This window comes from Phytohabitans flavus, from assembly GCF_011764545.1.
Classification (GTDB): Bacteria; Actinomycetota; Actinomycetes; order Mycobacteriales; family Micromonosporaceae; genus Phytohabitans; species Phytohabitans flavus.
The window spans coordinates 5,037,395-5,060,055 of the sequence record NZ_AP022870.1; the positions used below are offsets into that span (position 1 = coordinate 5,037,395).

The following is a 22,661-nucleotide window of genomic DNA, read 5'->3' on the forward strand; positions in this document are numbered from 1 at the left end:
GCACAGTGGATACGACGACGACCGCGCTCGGGGTGCTGACCGGCATCCGGGTGCTCGACTTCACCGAGCGGATCCAGGGGCCGTACGGCACCCAGATGCTCGGCGACCTCGGCGCGGAGGTCATCAAGGTGGAGCGGGTCAGCACTCTCACCCCCGACGGCCGGCCGGACGACCGCTATCCCGCGCCCGGTACCCAGCCCACCCTCTACACGGCCATGTTCCTGTCGGCCAACCGCAACAAGAAGAGCATCACGCTCAACCTCAAGGCCCCCGAGGGCGTCGACGTGGCCCACCGCCTGGTGGCCGGCAGCGACGTCGTGTACGAGAACTTCCGCCCCGGCGTGATGGACCGGCTCGGCCTCGGCTACGCCGACTGCGCCGCCCTCAATCCGTCCATCGTGTACTGTTCCGCCTCCGGCTACGGTCCCGACGGCCCGTACGCCCGCAAGCCCGGCCAGGACGTGCTCGCCCAGGCGCTGGGCGGGTTCGGCGCCGTCAACGCCACCGGCGGGCGGCCGACCCCGGTGGGCATGTCGGTCACCGACGTCATGGGTGGGATGAACGGTGGCATCGCCGTCCTCGCCGCGCTCTACCATCGGCTCAATACCGGCGAGGGGCAGCACGTGCAGGTGAGCCTGCTCAACAGCGCGATCGCCGCCCAGTCCGAGCCGGCCGTCCAGTACCTCAACGGTGACGCGGGCGAGCCGGTACGCGACACGCCCACGCAGGGCCACCCGTACATCCCGCCGCCGTACGGCTTCTACGCCACCTCGGACGGCCACATCGCGCTGTCCTGCGGGCACCAGGTCCCCCAGCTCTGCCGGGTGATCGGGCTGCCCGACCTGTCGAAGGACCCGCGGTTCGACAGCCAGCGCGCGCGGGAGCGCAACCGGGAGCAGTTCGAGCGGATCGTGGAAGACGCGCTCCGGCGGCGTACCACGGCCGAGTGGCTGCCGCTCATGGCGGCCGAGGAGCTGTTCGCGGCGCCGGTGCACGGCTTCACCCAGGCGTTCACCGATCCACAGGTGACGCACGGCCGGATGGTGACCACTGTGGACAGCCCGATCGGGCCGCTGCGGCTTGTCTCGCCCGGTTTCACGCTCACCCGTACGCCCGCGACGATCCGCACCGCGCCGCCCAGCCACGGGCAGCACACCGAGCAGATCCTCACCGGCGCGGGATACACCACCGAGCAGATCGCGGCGCTGCGCGACCGCGGCGTCATCTAGGACCTGGAGGGAGGAAGGCATGACGGGTCGAGACGACATGGATGCCGGACCGCTGCTGGATATCCGGGACCTGACACTGTCGTTCCGCACCGGCGGCGGGCTGGTCCGTGCCCTCAACGGGGTCAACCTCACCGTCGGGCACCGCGAGCGGGTCGGCATCGTCGGTGAGTCCGGCTCCGGCAAGTCGGTCACCGCTCAGGCCGTGCTCGGTCTCGTGCCGGCCGCGGAGGTCACCGGCGAGATCCGCTTCGCCGGCGAAAACCTCCTGGCGGTACCGCAGGAACGGATGCGGCAGGTCCGCGGCAAGGAGATCGGGTACATCTTCCAGGACCCACTGTCGGCATTGGACCCGGTCCGGTCGATCGGCGACCAGATCAGCGAGACCCTGCGCATCCGCGGGGTCCGCAAGGCCGAGGCGATGCGCCGCTCGATCGACCTGCTCGGCCGGGTCGGCGTGAAGAACGCCAAAGAGCGGGCCCGGGACTACCCGCACCAGTTCTCCGGCGGCATGCGCCAGCGCGTCATGATCGCCATGGCCCTCGTCGCCGAGCCGCGGCTCGTCATCGCCGACGAGCCGACAACCGCCCTCGACGTACGGGTCCAGGCACAGGTGCTCGACCTGCTGCTGGAGCTGGCCGAGGAGCGTGGCCTCTCGGTGCTGTTCATCACCCACGACCTCGGCGTCCTCTCCGGGTTCGCGGAGCGGGTCGTGGTGATGTACGCCGGCCGGGCGATGGAGCAGTGCGTCACCGACGAGCTCTTCTACGGCTCCATCAACCCGTACACGCTCGGCCTGCTGGAGTCGCTGCCACGCATCGACGGCGAGGTGCCGCGGCGGCTGACCACCATCGGCGGACAGCCGCCGTCGCCGGCCCACCCGCCGTCGGGCTGCCCGTTCCACCCCCGCTGCCGGTACGCCATCGACGTCTGCGCCGCGCGGGTGCCAACCCTGCTGACCCCGCCCAACGGCTCCCATCCGTCCGCCTGCCACCGCGCGCAGTGGCTGGCCGAACAGCCCGGGGTGCTGCGATGACAGAGCCCATCCTCGAGGTCACCGGCCTCACGAAGGAGTTTCCGATCGGCGGCGGCTTCGGCCGGCGCAAGGAGACCCTCGTCGCGGTCGACGACGTGTCGTTCAGCGTGCTGCCCGGCGAGGTGCTCGGCCTGGTCGGCGAGTCAGGTTCGGGCAAGTCGACGACCGCCCGCTGCGTGATGCGACTGATCGAGCCGACCCGGGGCACCGTCCGCTTCGCCGGCGAAGACCTGCTCGCCCTGCGCGGGCCCAGGATGCGCCGGGTACGGCGTGGCATGCAGATGGTCTTCCAGGACCCGTACTCCTCATTGGACCCCCGGATGAAGGTGGAGGACATCATCGCCGAGGGCATGGTGATCCATCACGTGCGCTCCGGCGCGGCCGCCCGCCGGGCCCGGGTACGCGAGCTGCTGGAGCTGGTCGGCCTGCGCCCGGATCACCTGACCCGGCGGCCGGCGAACTTCTCCGGCGGCGAGCGCCAGCGCATCGGCATCGCCCGCGCCCTCGCGCTCGATCCTCGGCTGCTCATCTGCGACGAGCCGGTCGCCTCGCTGGACGTCTCCATCCAGGCGCAGATCCTCAACCTCTTCAAGGACCTGCAACAGGAGCTCGGCCTGTCGATCGTCTACATCGCACACGACCTGGCCACCGTGCGGCACCTCTGCGACCGGATCGCGGTGATGCGGGACGGGCGGATCCAGGAGATCGGCGACCGCGACCAGATCTACGGGGCGCCACGCAGCGAGTACACGAAGGAGCTGATCGAGGCCGTGCCCATACCCGATCCGATCCGCCAGCGGGAGAAGCAGGAGCGCGGCGCGGCCCTGCGCCGCGCGGCGAAGGCCGGTCCCCCGGCAGAGGTCCCGACACCGGCGGTGGCCAAGGCGGCAAGGCCATGAGTGGTTTGCGAATCACGGTCGCGGACCGGGTGGCGACGATCCTGCTCAACCGGCCCGAGGTGCTCAACGCGATGCGCTCGGAGGATCACCGGGCCCTGCACCAGGCGTGCGACGAGCTGGAGGCCCGCGACGACGTCGGTGCGGTGCTGATCCGCGGCTCAGGCAGGTCGTTCTGCTCCGGCTCGGACCTGCGCGAGATCGGCGACATCACCGGCGCCGCGGCCCGGGACTACGTCCGGCTCGACTTCACCACGAAGAACCGGGTCGCCGGGCTCGGCAAGCCGGTCGTGGCAGCCATCCACGGCTGGTGCGTGGGTGGTGGGGTCGAGCTGGCGCTCGCCTGCGACATCCGGATCGCCGCCGACGACGCGGTCTTCTCGATGCGCGAGGTCGCCCTGGGGAGCGTGCCCGGCTCCGGCGGCCTCCAGCGGCTGCCCGCCGTGGTCGGACTCGGCGTGGCCAAGGACTGGATCCTCACCGGCCGCAACGTGTCCGCCGTGGACGCCGAGCGGCGCGGCCTGGTGACCGAGGTGGTACCGGCCGCGGAGCTCGCCGCTCGGGCGCACGCGCTCGCCGCGGAGCTGGCCGGCCGCAACCCGACCGCGGTGCGCCTGGCCAAGGTGGCGCTCGACCCGCGGCCGGAGCCCGACTACGGCCTGGTGGCCGCGTTCCAGACCCTCGCCGGGGACGCCTGCCACGGCGACCCGCTCTACCTGGAATCCACCCGCAAGTACACCGACAAGAGGGGCAAGCCGTGACCGATCAGGTACTCGCCGGGATCCGAGTGCTGGACTTCACCGAGCGGATGCAGGGGCCGTACGGCTCCCAGATGCTGGGTGACCTCGGCGCGGAGGTCATCAAGGTGGAGCGGGTACGCGCGCTCACCCCCGACGGCCGGCCCGACGAGCGGTACGGCGCCAACGGCCGGTACGGCTCCGACCCGGAGGACTCGACCTTCTACCCGGCCGGTTTCCTGTCCGCCAACCGCAACAAGAAGAGCATCACGGTCGACCTGAAGCACCCGTCCGGCAAGGAGGTCATCCGGCGGCTGGTGGCAGTGAGCGACGTGGTCTACGAAAACTTCCGCCCCGGCGTGATGGAGCGGCTCGGCTTCGGCTACGCGGACTGCGCGGCCATCACACCGTCCATCGTGTACGCCTCCGCGTCCGGCTACGGCCCTGACGGCCCGTACGCCCACAAGCCCGGCCAGGATGTGCTCGCCCAAGCGGTCGGCGGCTTCGGCGCGATCAACGTGTCGGGTGCCGGGCGTCCTACTCCGGTGGGCATGTCCATCACCGACGTGATGGGCGGGATGAACGGCGGCTTCGCGGTGCTCGCGGCGCTCTACCACCGGCTCAACACCGGCGAGGGGCAGCACGTGCACGTGAGCCTGCTCAACAGCGCGATCGCCGCCCAGTCCGAGCAGGCGGTGCACTTCCTCAACACGGCCGTCGGCGAGCCGGTACGCGGCACCGTGATGCACGCCCACCCGTACATCCCGCCGCCGTACGGCTTCTACGCCACCAAGGACGGCTACATCGCGCTCTCCAGCGGGCGCCAGGTGCCGCAGCTGTGCCGGATCCTCGGGATCCCCGACCTGTCCAAGGATCCCCGCTTCGACGACTACTGGAAGCGGGACCGCAACCGGGTCGAGTTCGAGCAGCTGATCGAGGACGCGCTCAGCCAGCGCACCACGGCGGAGTGGCTGCCGCTGATGGAGGCGGAGGACCTGTTCGCCGCGCCGGTGCAGACGTTCGCGCAGACGTTCGCCGACCCGCAGGTCACGCACAACCGGATGGTGGTCACGGTGGACAGCCCTATCGGGCCGCTGAAGCTCATCGCCCCCGCGTTCACCCTCACGGGCACGCCGGCGACGGTGCGCACCGCGCCGCCCACCCACGGCCAGCACACCGCCGAGATCCTCGAGCTGGCCGGCTACACCTCAGACGAGATGGCTGCCCTCCGCGCTGAGGGAGCTGTCTGATGAGTCAGTCCGCGCCGGCCCGTTCCCCACCCTCCGGGCGTGCTCCAGTCCGGAACCCAACAACCGCACCACCGTCCCGACACCCCACGCGGTGATCGAGAGTCGCGACGCAGGGACCGCGCGACACGCTGACACAGACGTCACGCATCGATCCGAAAGAGCGAACCATGTCGATGGCACAGACAGATAGAGTTTCCCCGCCGCGCCGCCGGACCCGCCGCGCGATGCTCGTCTCCCCCGCGCTGGTCCTCGCCGTTGTCCTCAGCGGCTGCGGCATGACCAGCGACGACGAGGGCGGCAGCGGCAACGGTGGCGGCCTCACGAAGATCACGATTGGGCTGTCCGAGGAGCCGCGCTCGCTCGCCAGCTGGAACGCGTACTCCAACGATGGGCACCCGGTCCTGCGAAACATAGAGGAGGCGCTGCTCAACCGCGACCCCCAGACCAACGAGCTGGTCGGCGAGCTGGCCACCGAGTGGAAGCAGCAGGCGGATCCGAAGACGTGGCGGTTTACCCTACGCCAGGGTGTCACCTTCCACGACGGTTCGCCGTTCAACGCCGAGGCCGCGGCGTACGGGTTGAACTGGGTGCTCAGCAAGGACAACGCCTTCCCGATGCGCACCTTCCTCGGGCCGGAGCTGACCGCGACGGTCGTGGACGAGTACACATTGGACGTCACCACGGAGGCCCCCGACCCGATCCTGCCGACCCGGCTGTACTTCGTGACGATCCCGTCGATGAAGGCCCTGAAGGAGAAGCCGAACGAGTGGGAGACCCACCCGGTCGGGACGGGGCCGTACAAGTTCGCCGCGTGGAACCGGGGCCGCGACATCCAGCTCACCGCGAATGACCAGTGGTGGGGCCGCAAGGACACAGCCGCGGCGCACGGCAGCAACGACAAGGTCAAGGACGTCACGTACCTCTTCCGCCCGGAGACCGAGGTGCGGGCCTCGATGGTGAAGACCGGCGAGGCGCAGTTCGTGCGCTGGCTGACCGAGTCGCAGTGCGGCGAGGCGCCCAAGTGCGAGAAGGGTGTCGGTGTGGAGACCGTCATCCTGCGGCTCGACACCCCCAACCCGGCATTGAAGGACCCGCGGGTGCGGGAGGCGATCGCGCTCTCGTTCGACAAGTCGCAGATCATCAACAACATCATGGGCGGCGGCGAGCTCGCCGCGCAGATCGTCGGGCCGTCCGCGCTCGGCTTCAACAAGAGCCTCCAGCCGTACCCGTACGACCAGGCCAAGGCGAAGCAGCTGATCGCCGAGGCGAAGGCGGACGGGGTACCGGTGGACGCGCCGCTCACGGTCGCCGCCCGGGAGGGCTTCATCCTGCGGGCCGACGAGAGCATCCAGCTCGTCGCCCAGGCGCTCACCGATATCGGGCTGACCAACGTGAAGAGCGAGATGCGCGAGACGGCCAAGTTCGAGCAGGCGTGGACCGCCGGGTACCAGGCGATCACGCCGGACCGTGGCCTGATCGGGCTCCAGCAGCACGGCAACGAGCTGATGGACTACTCGTCCAGCATCGAGGGCTACTACGCCTGCAAGGGCGCCACGTCGGCGTACTGCGACCCGGAGCTGGAGAAGCTGACGGCCGCGGCCAACCAGCTCGCCGGTGGCGAGCGGGACACCGCCCTTCAGAACATCGCGAAGTACGTCTACGACCGGTACATCACCGTCCCGGTTGGACAGCCGAACTTCTACTTCGGACTGGCCACCGGGATCGACTGGAAGCCGCGCCTGGACGGCTTCCTGCTGGTCAAGGAGATGAAGGTCAGCTGAGGTTTCCGCGCCGGGGCGGGCCACCACGGTCCGCCCCGGCCCCTGGCGACGACGGAGGAAAAATGAGCACCAACCCGCTGATCTCGAGCTGGCAGGCCGGCCGCACCACGTACGGTGTGTGGTGCACGATGCCCGGCTCGGTGCCGGCCGAGTTCATCGCCCGGCAGGGCGTGGACTACGTCTGTGTCGACTACCAGCACGGCCTCATCGAGCACAGCACCGGCGTGCCGATGATGCAGGCCATCGAAGCCGGCGGGTCGGTGCCGATCGCCCGGGTCAACTGGAACGAGCCAAACCGCATCATGCAGGTCGCCGACGCCGGAGCCCGAGGCGTGGTCGTACCGATGGTCAACAACGCCGCCGAGGCCGAGCGGGCCGCCCGGGCGCTGCGCTTCCCGCCGCACGGGGACCGCTCGTACGGGCCGGTGCGGGCACGTGAGGTGCTCGGCACCACGGACCCCGAGGCGCTCGCCGACCAAGCCTGCATCCTCATGATCGAGACGGCGGACGGCATCAAGAACGTACGCGAAATCGCCGCCACGCCGGGCGTGCACGCGCTCTACATCGGACCGAGCGACCTCGCGCTCGCCATGGGCCTGCTGCCCAACCACACTCCCCCGGACGCCGAGTTCGTCCGCGTCATCGACGAGATCCGGGCCGCTTGCAAGGACAACGGGATCGCCGCCGGCATCCAGTGCGCCAACGGCGAGATCGCCGCCGGGTACACCGCCCAGGGCTTCGACATGATCACCATCGCCTCGGACGTACCGCTGCTCACCGGCGCGGTCCGGAGCAACCTGGCCGCCGCGAAACGCCAGACCGGCAGCGCCGCGTCCGCACCGCCCACCAGCAACTACTAAAGGGGTACGCGATGCTGCGGTACGCGCTGCGCCGGACCTTCCACTCGGCCATCGTGATGATTGGTGTGCTGATCGTGGTGTTCCTGGTCGTCGACCAGATCGGCGACCCCGCCCGGCTGATGCTGCCGGCCGACGCGCCCATCCAGGTCTACCTCGACCTACGGGCCAAGCTCGGGCTGGACGAGCCGTTCCTGGAACGCTTCTGGCACACCATGAGCGGCTGGTTCGTCGGTGACTTCGGCGACTCGCTGTGGCAGGGCGTACCCGCGCTCGGCCTCGCGCTGCAACGGGTACCGGCCACGCTCACCCTCACCATCGTGTCGCTCGCGTTCGCGATCCCGGTGGCGCTGCTGCTCGGCACCCGCTCGGCCATCAAACCTGGCTCCCTCACCGACCGCCTCCTCACCACGGTGTCGCTAGCGGGTGTGTCGGTGGCCGACTTCTGGCTCGGCCTCATGCTGATCCTCGTCTTCAGCGTCCAGTTCGGACTGTTGCCGACGTCCGGCTTCGGCGGCCTGGAGTACCTCATCCTGCCGGCCCTGACCCTCGCCTTCCGCCCGATCGGCCGGATCGCGCAGATCGCCCGCTCGGCGCTGGTCGAGGAGATGCAGAAGCCATACATCCAGACGCTGCGCGCCAAGGGCCTGACCGAAAAGCAGATCGTGCGCAAGCACGCGCTGAAGAACTCGGCCATCCCCATCATCACGGTCAGCGGCGACGAGATAGCCACGTTCCTCAACGGCGCGGTGGTGATCGAGACGATCTTCGCCTGGCCCGGCATCGGTACCCTCTTCATCGGCGCGATCGAACGGCGCGACCTGCCGCTCATCGAGGCGTGCGTGTTCGTGGTCGCGCTCATGGTGATCGCGGTCAACCTGATCGTCGACCTCACGTACGCATACCTGGACCCGCGCGCGAAGATCAGGGGCTGACATGGCGACGATCCGCTGGGGCATCATCGGCTGCGGCGACGTGACGGAGGTCAAGAGCGGGCCCGCCTTCTACAAGGCCCGCGACTCCCAACTCGTCGCCGTGATGCGCCGCGACGCCGCCAAGGCCGCCGACTTCGCCCGCCGGCACGGCGTAGCCCGCTGGCACACGGACGCCGACGACATCATCAAGGCCCGCGACATCGACGCCGTCTACATCGCCACCCGAACCGACACCCACCTGGAGTACGCGCTGCGCTGCGCCGCCGCCGGCAAACCCACATACGTGGAGAAGCCGATGGCGATGGACGCCACCGAATGCTCACTCATGCGCTCCGCTTTCGCCGCAGCCGGTGTACCGCTCTGGGTCGCCTACTACCGGCGGGCTCTGCCCCGCTTCGTCCGGGTCAAGGAGCTGCTTGAGTCGGGCGCGATCGGCACGCCCCGGGTCGTACGCACCACGCTGCGCGCACCACTGCCCGCACTGCCGGCCGGCGAGCCCTTGCCCTGGCGGGTCGACCCCGCGTACGGCCGCGGCCACTTCTTCGAAGGCGCCTGCCACGCCCTCGACCTCATAGACTTCCTTTTCGGCGAGCTCTCCGACGTACACGGCACGGCGGTCAACCAGGCCGGCGCATACCCAACCCCAGACCTGGTCACCGCCACCTACCGGCTGCCCGGCGGGGTACTCGGCACCGGCCAGTGGTGCTACGCCGCCGACTCGGCGGCCGACGTCACCGAGGTGACCGGCTCCACCGGGCGGCTGCGCTACTCCACGTCCAAAATGGACGAGCCGATCACGCTGGTGACCGGCGGCCAGGAACAGCGCATCCCCGTACCCGACCCGCAGCACGTGCAGCAGCCACTCGTACAGTCCATCGTGGACGAGCTGAACGGCCAGGGCCGCTGCCCAAGCACCGGCGAGACCGCATTCCGCACGGCCCAGGTGACCGACTGGATACTCGGCCCCAGCCCCGCACGGACCGGGGTCAATCAAACCACTGATCGCCGCCCGGCCGGTCGTACCCCGATCACCCCCACGTACGCAGGGAGCAGGTCCAGAAGTAGAACCTGGTGTCGCAGCCGGGGGGATCACCCCCGCGTGCGCGGGAGCAGGGCTGCCCAACACCCGCCGCCGCAGTCTCGGTGGGATCACCCCGCATGCGCCGGGAGCAGACCGGCGACCTCGACCCGAAAGACCTGGAAGTCGGATCACCCCCGCATGCGCGGGAGCAGGGCGGGATCGATGTCCTCGGCCACGCTCACACGGGATCACCCCCGCGTGCGCGGGAGCAGACTTCCTGACCTGCGACCCTAGAGATCAACTACCTCGTGTTTCTTCACTTTGTTCGCCAAGATCATTTGAATGTGTCTCTCCAGATGGACCGACTGAATCGACGTGGCCGGGTTGCCTGAAGCGTAGCGGTTGCCGGTGGCCGGGAGTTCTATCAGAAGCTTGCGGGCAGCCACGGCAGCTCGCCCCTGCCGGGCAGGTTAGCTTGGACGCGACCACGTCGCGGATGGCCGAAGGGCGCGCAGTCACTGGTCGGCCTGCCCGATCGCCGGGCCCGGCACGGACGCCCTGGCGTGACTGTCGCCCGGTTGTGCGGAATCACTAAGGAGTTCTCCGTCCTTAGTGAACCGATCGGTGTCCGGGAGACGGAACTTGGGTGGCGGTGCGACTCGCACCCGCCAATTGTTGGAATCTGTCCGGTCGACTACTTCGGCTCGACGCGACCATTGTCACGATCTCATTACGGGTGACACCTTCATGGCCACAACTGCCAGAAGGGAATAGCCAGTGGCGAGATTCCGATCCGGCCGGCACGCAAGAGCGCCGAAATGGCGCGAAATCCTTCTCCGGACATGCGCCATCGTCACCACCGCGCTGATCATCGTGCCAACGGCGGCGGTCACCAGCGCGCAGGCGCACCCCCGCCATCATCCGAGCAAGCTGGTCGTTCATGCCCGGCCCAGACCGATCGCGGCAGCGTGGCGGTCACCGGCAAGGCAGCCCGGCAAGCAACCGTGACGATCGCGGGCGGGGTCGTTCCGGTGACGACGTTCGCGGACGAAAGCGGCGCGTTCAGCACCGAGGTGGTACTACGCCCAGGCGTGCGCAACACGCTGAAGGTCAGCGCCTGGAGCGGCACCCGGCGGGTCTCCACCGAGGTGAAGGTGCGCCAGCACCTGTCGCAGGCGACCGGGCGGGTCACAGGTCGGGTGCTCGACGCGGTCGCGAACACGCCGGTGGGCGGGGCGACGGTGGCCTACGGAAAGCGCAGCGCGGTCACCGACGCCGACGGGCGCTACACGCTGACCGGAGTCCCGGAGGGGCGAATCGCGATCGGCGGCCGGCTGCGCGGCTACCTGGGTGGCCTCACGGTGTCCACGGTGGACGGTGGCGAGGCCGTCGCGCCTGACCTGCTGCTGCAACGGCTGGCGGCGCCCGTGCGGGTCGGTCCTAACGGCGGCGACTTCAGCGGGCCGGGCTGGCGGGTGCAGATCCCGCGTGGCGCGCTCCGGCGCAACGTAGACCTTCACCTCACCCAACTCGCCTTCACCGGCGGCAAGGACGGCTTCGGCGCGCCCATCGTCGACCTCTCCCCCGACGGACTGCATTTCTCCCGCCCGATCACGGTGACGCTGGATCCGCGCGTGCTCGGGCTCCGCGCCGACGACGCCCAGGTGACCGGGTTGAATCCGGACACGCTGACCTCCACGACCATCAAGACCAAGACGGTCGGCGGGAAACTTGTACTCAGCCTCACCGAGCTCGACGGCCTGGAGCTGCGGATCGCGCCGGGACCGTGGAACATGTGGGGCGGCATGGACGCCTACTGCACGCCGTTCGCGTCGGCCAGCGAGGCGGACTCGGCGGTGTCGTACCTTCGCAAGGTCCTGCTGCCGTTCCTCGACCAGTTCATGGGCGCGTCTTCACGCCGACTGTGGTCGATGTACCTGGACGGTGGCCCCGACTCGACCAGCCGGGAGACCGTCAGCGACGCGCAGGCGATGAAGCAGTTCGCCGAGTCGCCGTTCACTCGCAACGCGGCGCGTACCGTGGTCGACCAGGTGGTCATCGCGCTCGGCACTGAGCGGCCGGCACTGTCCGCACCGCAGACGCCGACCGCGCTACAGCTGGAGCAGTTTCCGGACTCGGCGAATCCGATCGGGCACGACGTCGACATCAACTTCAGCGACCCGTTCAACGTTCCGGGAACATCGCCGGTGGCATGGGGCACGTCACCATCGGCACGACCCGGTTCGAGGACCTTCGCAACTTCTCCGGACCGCTGAAGCTGCTGCCCGAGGCCAGCGACCGCGGCGTGATCACCAGCGTCGAACTTGAGGCAAGCCTGACGCTGACCGTGCTCGACGCGATCGACCTCTGCGAGGGCGACGCCGGTGCGGGCATCGAAACGCACGCGACGATCCCGCTCAGTCGCCTGGAAGCCACCAGGAAGGCAAGCGGCGGACACTACGCCAGGAAGGTGCTGTTCGTCGCCGAACCCACCCTCCAGCCGGACCGCCGGGATATCACGAACCTGTACGACAACGACCGCGACGACGACGGCGTGCCCGACGCGCAGCCATGGACCGGTGCGACGTACACATTGGACAACTGCCCGACAGTGGCGAACGCGGACCAGGCCGACGGCGACGGCGACGGGGCCGGCGACGCCTGCGACAGCGACGAGCAACCACCGCTGCCACCGGGCGGCATCCCTGAGGGCCCGCCGGACGGCACGCCCGTGCCGGACACCGGACCGCGAACGCCTGGGGCAGGCGGTTCCTGGGGCGACCCGCACCTGATCACCTTCGACGGCGGCTCCGTGGACTTCCAGGCCGCCGGGGACTACACCCTCGTCGAGTCCACCACCGACAACTTCGCGGTACAGGCACGCTACGTCCGCCGGCCAGGGCTGACCCCGACCATCTCGATCAACCATGGAGTCGCCGCCCGGGTCGGTACATCCATCATCGCGTTCGGCGACAGTCCGACCGCGCAGTTGCGCGACCCCTGGTCGCCACCCTGGATGGGCAGCCGCTCGCACTCGGTGGACCCACCGAGCTGCCCGGCGGCGCGGTGCTCACCTACGACAATGTCCGTGGTGCCGTGGTGCGCTGGCCGGACGGCACGCAACTGGCCGCCGGCCGCTGGACCGGCGACAACGTATTCGTCACGCTGTCGGCGAGCCGCTGGGGCCGGGTACACGGCATCCTCGGTAACGCCGACCGCGACCCCGCCAACGACACGACGGCACGCGACGGCACGCTTGTCGAGGACGTCTACGACGCCGAACGCTTCTACGGCGTCTTCGGCGCGAGCTGGCACGCGACCGGTGACGCATCGTTCTTCCGGACGCCCCTGCCACCCGACCGCGGGCTTCCCGTCGTGCCGCCGGACCCGGCGTCAGTGGCAGCGCTGCCAGCAGATCTTCGTGCCGCGGCCGAGCAAATCTGCCGGGACCGGGGCCTGACTCCCGGTGCCGGACTGGACCAGTGCATCCTTGACGTCGCGCTCACCGGCGACAACGGCTTCGCGGACAACGCCGCCGTAGTCGCACAGCTGACACGTACCACCGTCCCAGCCGGCGCTCTCGGCGCGCCCGTCGAAGACACCGTCCTCATCGGACTCGGTCAACGCGCCACCGGCTCACTCGACCGGGCATTCGCGGCCGACGTGTACGAGATCGACCTAGCGGCCGGATCCAACGTCCGGATCACCACCCCAGGCCCGTGCCCCGGCGTGGGCACCTTCTCCATCACTCTGATCAATCCCAGCGGGGAACCGATCGGGCGAACCCGCGGCACCGGCTGCGGCACCATGGAGGCGACCCAGCTACGCGAGTCCGGCCGGTACCAGCTGCGGGTATTCGACTCCGGCGGCTTCACCGGCGCCTACGAGCTACAGGTCGACGGCGACCAGCTCGGCCTCACCTGCCAGGCCACCGAGGTGGCGCCAAACGACGACGGCTCCAGCCCACCGATCGCACTGCCGTTCACTGTGGACTTCCTCGGACAGCGCTTCAGCAACGTCTGGGTCAACAACAACGGCAACGTCACCTTCAACGGGCCACAATCGGCATACACGCCGTCCCCGTTCGCCTCCGGCGGGAACGCGATCATCGCTGCCTGGTGGGCCGATGTGGACACCCGCGGTGCCGCGTCCCAACCAGTACGGTACGGGCTGGGCAACGTCGACGGCCGTCAAGCCTTCTGCGTCGACTTCCACCAAGTCGGCTACTTCGCCAGCCACGACGACAAGCTCAACTCCTTCCAGCTCTACCTGGTCGACCGCAGCGACGTCGCCGACGGTGCCTTCGACATCGTCCTGCGCTACCGCCAGCTGCTCTGGGAGACCGGCGACGCCAGCGGCGGCAGCAACGGCCTCGGCGGCACCTCAGCCGCGGTCGGCTACGCAAACGGCACCGGCCAGCCAGGCACCTTCCACGAAGTCACCGGATCACGAACGCCAGGATCCTTCCTGGACACGGCACCCACCGCACTGACCCGCACCTCCACCAACAGCGACGAAGCAGGAATCCACATTTTCCACATCCGCGGCTAACCTCTGGTTGGTAAGCACGCCTGGTACCAAGAGGACCTCCGATCGGTGTGAACGGCTAACGCCCCACAACCGATCGGAGGTTCCTCGCCGCCCACCCAACGCCCAACGCATCTGCGATGCTGGATGGCATGCGGAAGCGACTCACGGCCGTTGCCAGCTCGCTCCTCGTCGCGGCGGGCTGCAGTGCGGCCTCACCCACAGTCCCGTCACCCTTGCCCCCATCACCGGCCCCCTCAACGGCTGCTGTGCCCTCCGCACCGCCGCCTCCGTCAAGCTCAGCCGTTCCGGTCCGCGAGCCGAAGCTGATCTACTTCGGCGGGATAGGCCCATGGCCGGAGAACTCGTTCATCGGTGAGGTCACTACATCGACGCAGCTTGCCAGGTTTCAGATCGCACAGGACTCAGTCGAGGACGAGGTGCGCCAGGCTGTCCTGGCCTATCAGCAGAGCGGCCTACGCCTGTTCGTGTACGCGAAGCTGGTCGGCTGTTACGAAGACAGCGTTGAGCTGATCATCCAGGCACCGCTGATGTACCCGATGTTCACCACCGAAGGGGAACGGCTCTGTGTGGAACCCTCTTTCTACATAGCGGCGTTCGCCGTGCCCGCCGAGCTTGTACCCGTCGACGTCGACATCCGCTGCGAACCTGGGCCGATCACCTGCCCGAAATGGCGAGGCCACGCCAGAGGCCGCGGAGACTAGCGAATCTGTGTCGCACATCGCACCAGCGACGCCTTTCGCTTCCTGAGCGCGAGTAGCAGCATCCCCAGGTGGACTGACCCTGTCCTGGATCATGAGGAGATCACGTGCAACGGACGCGCCTACCACGCCGTTCCCTGCTCGCCGCCGCCACCGGCGTGGCCGTTGGTGCCGCCGGCCTCGCCGGACCGGCCCATGCCGCCCATCCAGCGGAGCCGGCGCCGGACACCCCGCAGAAGGCCCTCGACCGCCTGCTGGCCGGCAACCGCCGGTTCAGGAGCGGTCACGCGATCCATCCGAACCAGACGCTGCGGCGCCTGCAAGAGGTGGCGGCAGGGCAGCACCCGTTCGCCATCACGCTCGGCTGCGCCGACTCGCGCGTACCCCCGGAGCTGCTTTTCGACCAGGGGCTCGGCGACATCTTCGACAACCGTGTCGCCGGCAACATCGTCGACGACCTGCTGTTGGGGAGCGTCGAGTTCGCGGTGGAGGAGTTCGCGCCGCCGCTGCTCATGGTGCTGGGCCATGAGCGGTGCGGCGCCATCACGGCCACGATCGAGGCGCTGGAGAGCGGCGGGGCCGCGCCCGGCCACATCGGCGCGATCGTGGACGCCCTGACCCCGATCATCGAGCCGCTGCTGGAGAGCGAGGGCGACCGGGTGGAAAACGGCGTACAGGCCAACGTCCGCGCGCAGGTGCAGCAGTTGCTGACCACCAGCCACATCATCGCCGAGCGGGTGGCGGCCGGCACGCTCGCGGTCGTCGGCGCCCGCTTCGATCTGGATACCGGCCGGGTCACGCTGGTCCACTGAGGACTACGCGACCGCGCGGCGGGCGCGATCTGCGTCCGCCGCCCAATCTCCATAGGCGCCAGCCGCGGCCGGATCGTCGGCGCCTATGAGGACCCCGGACGCTGATCCGTCTGGCCGTCGGTGGGCGGGATCAGGCCGTCCAGCAGGCGGGCAAGACCGAAGTCGAACCAGCGGTCCACCGCGGCGTTGGCGTCGCCGCCCTGCGAGTCGACGACCACGAGCCAGGCGCGATCGTGCGCGTGGCGGGTGCGAGCGAGTCGGGCGTGGGTGGTCGATCGCCAGGTGTCCCAGGTCGCGGCGCCGGCGTGCTGTTCGGCACGCTCAGCGACGTGCAGCAGCGCCAGTCCCTGGACGTATCCGCTCAGCGTGAGATACGCGGCGAAGGCGTCCTCCGGCGTGTAGCCGACGCGGAGTAAGACCGCCACCGTCCGGTCGACCAAGGCCATCACCGCCGGGACGATGGGCGGTCGTGTCGTCGCCAGGACCGGGAGCAACCAAGGGTACCGGCGGTAGAGAGCCCATTCGTCGCGGGCGAGGCGTTCCAGGGCGTCGCGTGGGTGGGCCGGCTCCGGCTGTGGCGCGCGGCGTCGGTGGCTGTCGGTGAGTACGTGCTCGACCATCGCCGCGAGCAGGCGGTCACGGCTGCGTATCGACCGATAGACCTGGTCCGTGCTGAGTCCGGCATGGTGCGCCACGGCACGTACGGACACCCTGTCGATCCCGTTCGCGTCGGCCAGTTCGACGGCGAGGTGTACCAGCCGGTCACGGGTTATGGCGCTCGCCTGCTCGCGGCCAACGGTCGCCGGGTAGGGCGGCGCGGTGTGGCCGAGATCGCGCCGGCGGCGGTAGGCGCGCGCCTGGCAGCGCCGTGAGCAGTAACGCCGAGGTCTGCCGCGAGACCGGATCGGCAACGCCGCGCCACACTCGGCACACCGGAGAGACATGACGCCCCCGCTTGTTTCGTCACTACGGATGCCGTGACGAAAGTACTCGTTCCTCGGGGGCTGCCGCGAACAGCATCGAAGGCGTCGCGTCCGTCCGTCTTCGAGGGGTCTCCGTGCGCCTGTTCCGCATCCAGTCACCCGGCTCCCGCAGTGCTGCTCCGGAGCCACCACCAGACCGGATCGTCGATGTCGATGCGCTACGCGGGATGGCTCTGCTCGGCATCCTTCTGGTCAACATCGCCTACTTCGCCTCTGGGTACCCGTTCCACCTCGTCACCGATCCCGACCACAGCTCGTGGCTCGATCACGCCGTGACTTGGCTCGTCGAGGCCACGCTCACGATGAAGGCGTACCTGCTCTTCTCCTTCCTGTTCGGCTACAGCTTCACGCTCCAGATCGACTCCGCGGCACGTCGCGGCGTGCCCTTCGCCCCCCGATTCCGGCGCCGCCTCGCCGGCCTGTTCGCGATCGGGCTGGCGCACGCCGTCCTGCTGTTCCAGGGAGACATCCTGACGACGTACGCGTTGCTGGGCCTGATCCTCCTCGCCATGCGACAGGTCCGCCCGCACACCGCGCTGGCCACCGCCGCCGCGTTGGTCGGCGTGGTGGCCTTCGCCATGGCGCTCGCCGCCACCACCGGGGCGGAGCTCGTACCCGACCCGTCGGCCGCGCTGGCTGCCGGTGAACGCTCCACCGAAGCGCTTCGGGGCGGTCTCGTCTCGGTGGTGGCCGAGCACCTGCGCTCCCTACCGGCGATGCTCGGCTCGCTGGCGGTGCAAGGACCGCTCGCGCTCTCGGCCTTCCTGGTCGGGCTGGCGGCCGGGCGCGGGCGGGCACTGGCCGACGTCGTTCGGCATGACCGTGTGCTGCGACGGATACAGTGGATCGGTTTTCCGGCCGGGCTGGCCGGAGGCGTCGTGTTCGCCACCGGCGGCGGTACGGCAAACTTCACCGGGCTTCTCGTCGGCATCCTCACCGCGCCGCTGCTCGCCGCGGCGTATGCGGCGACGGCGCTGCGCTACTTCCACACCACCTCGGGTCGCCGCTTGGCGCTGGCACTGGCACCTGCCGGGCGGATGTCGCTGTCCAACTATCTCGGCCAGTCCATACTCTGCGTGGTGATCTTCACGGGTGTGGGGCTGCGGCTGGCAGGCGACGTCGGGCCGCCGGCGGTGCTGCTCGTCGCCCTCGGGATCTTCGCAGTCCAGGTGGCCGCCAGCGCGATGTGGCTGGCCCGGTTCAACTACGGCCCGGCGGAATGGCTCCTGAAGACCTGGACCGAACGACACGGCGTACCGCTGTCGCGTCGCGGGCAGTCCCAGACTTCTGCGCCGGCATCGAGGTAGTCACGGCGCTGATCTCACGCGGGCCGGGCGCCCGTGGCGAGCCACGGGCGCCTGGCGTTCGGGTCTCAGGTGCCGGTGCATCCGGGTGGGGCGCCGGGGGCGTTCCACCGGTCGCACCAGTTGGCGGGTGCCATACCGGGGTTACCCGGACCCCAACTCGCACCAGCGGTGTAGCCGTAGGGTTGGACGTCAAGGTCGGTGACTTGGAAGATCGCGTAATCCACCATGTTGCCGGTCTTCAGCGTGTAGGTACCACCCTGGAGAGAGGGCCAGAAGAACCGGTAGTCGTGCGACCCATCGGGTGTAGGTATCGGCAGCCAGGAGGCGTAGTACCAGTACTGCATATCAAACGCCCACGGGATCCGATGCTCGTAGTTGATGCCGGACAGGGAAACGCGGATCCAGCACCGCTGGCCGGCCAGGACGATCCCCTGGACCGCGACGTACCGTGAGGCATTGGTGTACCAGCCTGTGATCCTGCATTTGCCATGCTGAATCGTCACCGACTCGCCGGAGGCCATCGGTCGGATGACCGTGTCCGGCCCCATGCCTCCGGCCTGCGGTTGGAGGGTCGTTTCCGGCGTACCGACACCGCAGCCGCCATCCATGGGAAGGAACCCGTACCACTGGATTGTCGGTGTCTGCGCGCAAATCAGTGACGACGGGCCGACGAAAACTTCCTTCCACGGGCTCTGGGTCGTCTTGGACACCGGGATCGCGTTGTAGACGTTGTGCACCAGCATGGCCCCGTAGCTGGCGTTGATCTTGTATGGGTTGTAGTTGCCGATCCGGCCGAGCGACGCCGACTTGTGAATGTCGCGTTGCAGGCCGACCAGCTCGCCGATGTAATCCGCGATCGGGTAGGGCGCGATCGAGTTGACCGGGAGCTGCGAGTTCCTGTCCCACTGGCCAAGGCACGGGTATGCACCGCGGTCGACGTCGGCTTCGGAGATCCCGAGCTGAGCCAGGAAGGCGGTGCGTATTGTGCCCGGGCCGGGCATGCGAGGCGTCAGCGACCCGTTGGTGACAAGGCTGTCCACACAGGTGTAGATGGCGCGCAGCCGCGTGGGTGTGAGGTCCTTGGGCGCGTTGTTGCCGAATCCGATGTAGCTGAGGCCGCTGGGATAATCGGTAGTGTTGGCGACCAACGGCGCGGCCCCGCTGGACTGGTCCGTGATCACGCCGAGGCCCATGCTCGCCGTGACGGTGGAGTTCACCCTGCCGAGGCTCTGCGCGATGTACTGCGCCATGGAGAACGGGACGATGCCCTGGCTGTCGAACAGCCCGACCACCACGCCCAAGTTGTCGCGCAGCGGCGCGTTGCCCGGGAGGGTGTCCTTAACGCATGGGTATTGGGCTTTGTCGTAGCTGTACAGCCCAATCGTCCGCAGCCAGTCGGTGCGCAGCTGCGAGCCCGTGGCGGGCAGATAGGGATGGAACTCGGGCCGCTGGCAGGTGTAGATGGCCCTGAGATCGGCGGTGGAGAGGCGCCGCGACATGCTGCTCGATACCAGGAAGCTCATCGCGTCCCGCGCGAACGGCAGATACGCGAGGTCCGGGCTCGGACCGACCGGCGTGTGAATCGGTTCGGCGGACAGCCGCGCGAAGTCCAGGCAACCGTTGCCGAGCTGCCGGGAGTTACTCAGCGCCTGCTCGCCGGCCATGTCCGTGGCCGGGCGGGCCATCGTGCAGGTAGCACTGTTCTTTGTGGTGATGGTGCTTGATCCGCTCGTGTCGTATGACGCGAGCGGCTTCTGCCCGTTCAGCGTGATCGTCGAGGCCAACGAGTTCATCACGTCCTGCGTGGTGAACGAACCGACACCGGCGAGCTGGCGCACTTCGGTCGGATCAGCCTGGGCAGGTGCGGACGGCAGAGCAAGCAAGCCGCCGCACATCGTGATCACGGTCACGGCGGCGCCCACCCGCCGGTACATTGGGCTTACGCGCATAGCACAACCCCGTTTCTGGCTATGGCAACCTCGCCCCGTGCGAGGCAAAACGGCCTCCCAACGGAGGCCGTCTTAACGCATGTAAAGGCATGGAAATTAATCAAGGTTGAATAGTGCGTGGCGCCCGGACCACCAACCGACCGAGAGCACACCCACTTGAGACGATGTGGTACTCGGCGGCGACCAGGCGCCACCCTGGCGCGGGCCCGGGAACCCATGGCTAGGCACTGAGCCCGCGATGCGCGACGAACTCAAGGAAGTCAGCGGCGTCTAGCTCAGGTGCGCCGGCGTCGTGGAAGTGGAACCAGACCTCGTCGTGACAACGACCGTCTGTGACCGGAAAGCCCCAATGATCCCCGGTGCCGACCGGGGCGACGGCGATGAAGGTTCGGTCGGGAAACTCGCGGTCGTTGACCGACCTGAGGTCTTCGTCGTGGACCTCACGCAGGGACTTGGCCAACACATCAAACTGCCTGATGTCCACGCCGCTTAGCCTATGCGTCCAGCCGACAGCCAACATGGGTCGGACCGTCCGTCAGGCTGCCACGCAGAACTCGTTACCTTCCGGATCAGCCATCACCACGTGATGACCCTCAAACGTCGCCAGCACCCGACCGCCCGCCGCGACCAACTCGTCGACCTTCGCGGAGATCCGCGACCACGGATCAGCCGACCTGCCAACCCGCACGTCGATGTGCAGCCGGTTCTTCGCCACCTTCGGCTCCGGCACCTCCAAAAACACCAACCGCGGCCCAACCCCCGAAGGATCCTGCAACCACGCTCCGCCTCCCTCGTCCTCATCCAGATCACCGAACGAGGCCGCCCACTCCGCCCGCGTCACAAACGGCGCCGGCGGCGGCTCGTCCTCATAACCCAGCGCCACCTTCCAGAACTCCGCCAGCGCATCAGCTCGCACACAGTCGAACGTCAGATCCACCCGCAACGCCACGCCACACCTCGCTTCGGCCTACAGTGGCGACATCTTCCATCCGGGGTACGACATGGACGCCGCCTGGCCCTGAGACTGCCCATGCTCAGCCCGTGATCGCCACGCGGTCGCCGCCGCGCAGCAGCTGGCTGCACGGCATCGCCGCTGCGCTGCCGGTCTTCCGCTGGCAGGGGCGCGGACACCTCGTGACTACTTTTCGGCAGATTCGGATGCTGGCGGGCCGCGGTAGTCAGGCCTTACGTGGCGTCCAAGGCACCGGCGAGATCGCCTCGATCCAGCGCCGCCCGCACATCAGCTGACGCCGCCGGCGGCGGGTTATGGAACAGGTGATGCTCATGACACACACGCACATCTTCGTTGCACAGGCCAAGGCGTCGTCGCCCGACCGGCCCCATCACCACCGCCGCCGACGTCACCCTCACAGCCAAGACCAGCGCGACCAGCCACGAACCGCGCCACCCGCACTGACGACCGATCCCACCGCGCACGCGGCGGCCTAGGGCTGACGCCGGCGCCGACCGATCCCGGCCCCGCCGACGAGGTGGATGCTCGGTCGGAAGGCATAGTCCCCACCATCCAGGGGAAACCGCACAGAGACAGCTGACGGAGGGTGCGCTATGTCCCGCGTTTTCAGCGCGAACGGGTCCAGGCCCGCCAGTTCCGGGTCGTCGAAGAGCCGGGCAAGGGTGAAGGCCGAAGACATGCGGCATGTCCGGGTACCGGGGGTAGGCGATGTGGCGGTTCCGCCGCCAGAGAAGATCGCATTTTATGCCGGCATCGGCGTCCTCGCCGCCTTCGAGGTGGTGGACTGGCCCGTAGCAGGCGTGATCATCGTCGGTCATCTCCTCGCGGACCAGCGTCACTTCGCACGCCTGCGAGGCTTTGGCGAGGCGGCTGAGTCGGCGTAGCCCACTGACCAATTCATCGATGTTGGCGGATGCACTCCCGGGGACCCTCCAGCCGCCCCTGCCCGGCGCGCTACAGGGCTGTGCGCCGTACCTGGGTTTGTAGAGGCTCCGTCGACGTGCCGTTGGCCAGGGCAGCCGGCTGCCTTCCAGAGCGGCGTTTCTCACGCTGTTGCTGGCGGTAGGCCTCAGGTGTCGTAGCAGCCGTCCCATGGTGGATCGAACCCGAGATCGTCGGGGAGGAACTCAGCGTGGTCCTGCCCGTCGTAGAGCTCCGACTCGTCGACGAGCCCGAAGACGTGTCCATCGACATTCACCTGGAACAGCTTGATAGCGATGTCGCCGAAGGCTCGCCCTGGCAACGCCTCAAGCCAGCCGGCGAGGCACTCCTGCGCACGCCTGATGGAGGTGTCCTCGTCCTCGCTCGTGCCGGCGAACCAGGTCTGCGACCCTGTATGACCACCGTCTACGTCGAATTGATGCAGCACCGCGTACCAGCGCTTGTAGCGGTACCAATCCGGCTTGCTGCCCGCCCCGTCCTGCAAGGTCGCCGTGACTGAGCCGAAAAACTGCCCGTGGTCAAAGCTGCCAATCGTGTCGGTACGGTAGCCAGGCTCGTGCGCGATGGGGACGCGGTCGGGAATCGCCATGGTGCGCACGCTAGTACAGGCGGCAGACAAATCATCACCGCCGCCACTGTGCCCCACCCCACCGCCAGCAACCCACGACGGCCTGCCACGGCTACACATGGACGCCATACGGCTCCGT

General features: G+C 68.7%; 22 protein-coding genes. 17 read left to right on the forward strand and 5 right to left on the reverse strand.

What is annotated here, in order from left to right:
• Nucleotides 1–5 precede the first annotated feature (5 nt).
• The 14 genes from Pflav_RS21960 (at nt 6) to Pflav_RS22020 (ending at nt 15,800) form a co-directional block, all read left to right on the forward strand.
• Entirely contained in the window at nt 6–1,229 is a 1,224-nt protein-coding gene (locus Pflav_RS21960; RefSeq protein WP_173037823.1) for a CaiB/BaiF CoA transferase family protein, read from the forward strand.
• Between the two features lie 19 nt (nt 1,230–1,248).
• Nucleotides 1,249–2,262: an ABC transporter ATP-binding protein gene (locus tag Pflav_RS21965; protein WP_173037824.1), complete on the forward strand. Its 1,014-nt coding sequence runs from the start codon at nt 1,249–1,251 to the stop codon at nt 2,260–2,262.
• Nucleotides 2,259–3,161 (forward strand): ATP-binding cassette domain-containing protein, encoded by a 903-nt coding sequence (locus Pflav_RS21970; RefSeq protein ID WP_173037825.1) that lies wholly within the window; start codon nt 2,259–2,261, stop codon nt 3,159–3,161. Before Pflav_RS21965 ends, Pflav_RS21970 begins: the two co-directional genes overlap by 4 nt.
• Complete coding sequence (locus Pflav_RS21975; RefSeq protein ID WP_173037826.1) at nt 3,158–3,919, forward strand: enoyl-CoA hydratase/isomerase family protein; 762 nt, start codon at nt 3,158–3,160, stop codon at nt 3,917–3,919. The genes Pflav_RS21970 and Pflav_RS21975 overlap by 4 nt, the downstream gene beginning before the upstream one ends.
• Nucleotides 3,916–5,145: a CaiB/BaiF CoA transferase family protein gene (locus tag Pflav_RS21980; protein WP_173037827.1), complete on the forward strand. Its 1,230-nt coding sequence runs from the start codon at nt 3,916–3,918 to the stop codon at nt 5,143–5,145. The genes Pflav_RS21975 and Pflav_RS21980 overlap by 4 nt, the downstream gene beginning before the upstream one ends.
• 167 nt (nt 5,146–5,312) lie before the next feature.
• Entirely contained in the window at nt 5,313–6,926 is a 1,614-nt protein-coding gene (locus Pflav_RS21985) for an ABC transporter substrate-binding protein (RefSeq protein WP_173037828.1), read from the forward strand.
• A 62-nt stretch (nt 6,927–6,988) separates the two neighbouring features.
• Nucleotides 6,989–7,786: an HpcH/HpaI aldolase family protein gene (locus tag Pflav_RS21990; RefSeq protein WP_173037829.1), complete on the forward strand. Its 798-nt coding sequence runs from the start codon at nt 6,989–6,991 to the stop codon at nt 7,784–7,786.
• An 11-nt stretch (nt 7,787–7,797) separates the two neighbouring features.
• Nucleotides 7,798–8,718 (forward strand): ABC transporter permease, encoded by a 921-nt coding sequence (locus Pflav_RS21995; RefSeq protein WP_173037830.1) that lies wholly within the window; start codon nt 7,798–7,800, stop codon nt 8,716–8,718.
• Nucleotide 8,719: 1 nt separating this feature from the next.
• Nucleotides 8,720–10,033, forward strand: coding sequence for a Gfo/Idh/MocA family protein (locus Pflav_RS22000; RefSeq protein WP_173037831.1), 1,314 nt, complete (start codon nt 8,720–8,722; stop codon nt 10,031–10,033).
• 737 nt (nt 10,034–10,770) lie between these two features.
• Complete coding sequence (locus Pflav_RS22005) at nt 10,771–12,015, forward strand: carboxypeptidase regulatory-like domain-containing protein (protein WP_173037832.1); 1,245 nt, start codon at nt 10,771–10,773, stop codon at nt 12,013–12,015.
• A complete protein-coding gene (locus tag Pflav_RS46010; RefSeq protein ID WP_232071735.1) occupies nt 11,952–13,199 on the forward strand; it encodes a hypothetical protein in 1,248 nt (415 codons plus the stop codon). The genes Pflav_RS22005 and Pflav_RS46010 overlap by 64 nt, the downstream gene beginning before the upstream one ends.
• Nucleotides 13,136–14,290 carry a nidogen-like domain-containing protein gene (locus tag Pflav_RS22010; protein WP_232071737.1) on the forward strand — a complete coding sequence of 385 codons (1,155 nt, stop codon included), beginning with the start codon at nt 13,136–13,138 and terminating at the stop codon, nt 14,288–14,290. The genes Pflav_RS46010 and Pflav_RS22010 overlap by 64 nt, the downstream gene beginning before the upstream one ends.
• A gap of 416 nt (nt 14,291–14,706) precedes the next feature.
• Entirely contained in the window at nt 14,707–14,991 is a 285-nt protein-coding gene (locus tag Pflav_RS22015) for a hypothetical protein (protein WP_173037834.1), read from the forward strand.
• A gap of 104 nt (nt 14,992–15,095) precedes the next feature.
• Nucleotides 15,096–15,800: a carbonic anhydrase gene (locus Pflav_RS22020; RefSeq protein ID WP_173037835.1), complete on the forward strand. Its 705-nt coding sequence runs from the start codon at nt 15,096–15,098 to the stop codon at nt 15,798–15,800.
• 83 nt (nt 15,801–15,883) lie between these two features.
• Here the strand turns inward: Pflav_RS22020 and Pflav_RS48875 are convergent, their stop codons facing one another.
• Entirely contained in the window at nt 15,884–16,744 is an 861-nt protein-coding gene (locus Pflav_RS48875) for a TetR/AcrR family transcriptional regulator (RefSeq protein WP_377308274.1), read from the reverse strand.
• 113 nt (nt 16,745–16,857) lie between these two features.
• On the opposite strand from Pflav_RS48875, the gene Pflav_RS22030 reads away from it, so the two are divergent.
• The gene (locus Pflav_RS22030; protein ID WP_232071739.1) at nt 16,858–18,090 is read left to right on the forward strand and encodes a DUF418 domain-containing protein; all 1,233 of its coding nucleotides are present in this window, start codon (nt 16,858–16,860) and stop codon (nt 18,088–18,090) included.
• Nucleotides 18,091–18,155: 65 nt separating this feature from the next.
• On the opposite strand, the gene Pflav_RS22035 is transcribed toward Pflav_RS22030, so the two are convergent.
• The 3 genes from Pflav_RS22035 to Pflav_RS22045 form a co-directional block, all read right to left on the reverse strand.
• Complete coding sequence (locus Pflav_RS22035; RefSeq protein ID WP_173037837.1) at nt 18,156–20,000, reverse strand: hypothetical protein; 1,845 nt, start codon at nt 19,998–20,000, stop codon at nt 18,156–18,158.
• Between the two features lie 259 nt (nt 20,001–20,259).
• Nucleotides 20,260–20,523, reverse strand: a complete 264-nt coding sequence (locus Pflav_RS22040; protein ID WP_173037838.1) for an SMI1/KNR4 family protein — start codon at nt 20,521–20,523, stop codon at nt 20,260–20,262.
• Between the two features lie 51 nt (nt 20,524–20,574).
• A complete protein-coding gene (locus Pflav_RS22045; protein WP_173037839.1) occupies nt 20,575–20,988 on the reverse strand; it encodes a VOC family protein in 414 nt (137 codons plus the stop codon).
• A 92-nt stretch (nt 20,989–21,080) separates the two neighbouring features.
• Here Pflav_RS22045 and Pflav_RS22050 point away from each other — a divergent pair, with 92 nt between their 5' ends.
• Both Pflav_RS22050 and Pflav_RS22055 read left to right on the forward strand, forming a co-directional pair.
• The gene (locus Pflav_RS22050; RefSeq protein ID WP_173037840.1) at nt 21,081–21,287 is read left to right on the forward strand and encodes a hypothetical protein; all 207 of its coding nucleotides are present in this window, start codon (nt 21,081–21,083) and stop codon (nt 21,285–21,287) included.
• A 387-nt stretch (nt 21,288–21,674) separates the two neighbouring features.
• On the forward strand, nt 21,675–21,896 hold the full coding sequence (locus Pflav_RS22055) for a hypothetical protein (RefSeq protein ID WP_232071741.1): 222 nt from the start codon (nt 21,675–21,677) through the stop codon (nt 21,894–21,896).
• Between the two features lie 185 nt (nt 21,897–22,081).
• Here the strand turns inward: Pflav_RS22055 and Pflav_RS22060 are convergent, their stop codons facing one another.
• Nucleotides 22,082–22,543 (reverse strand): hypothetical protein, encoded by a 462-nt coding sequence (locus tag Pflav_RS22060; protein WP_173037841.1) that lies wholly within the window; start codon nt 22,541–22,543, stop codon nt 22,082–22,084.
• Nucleotides 22,544–22,661 lie beyond the last annotated feature (118 nt).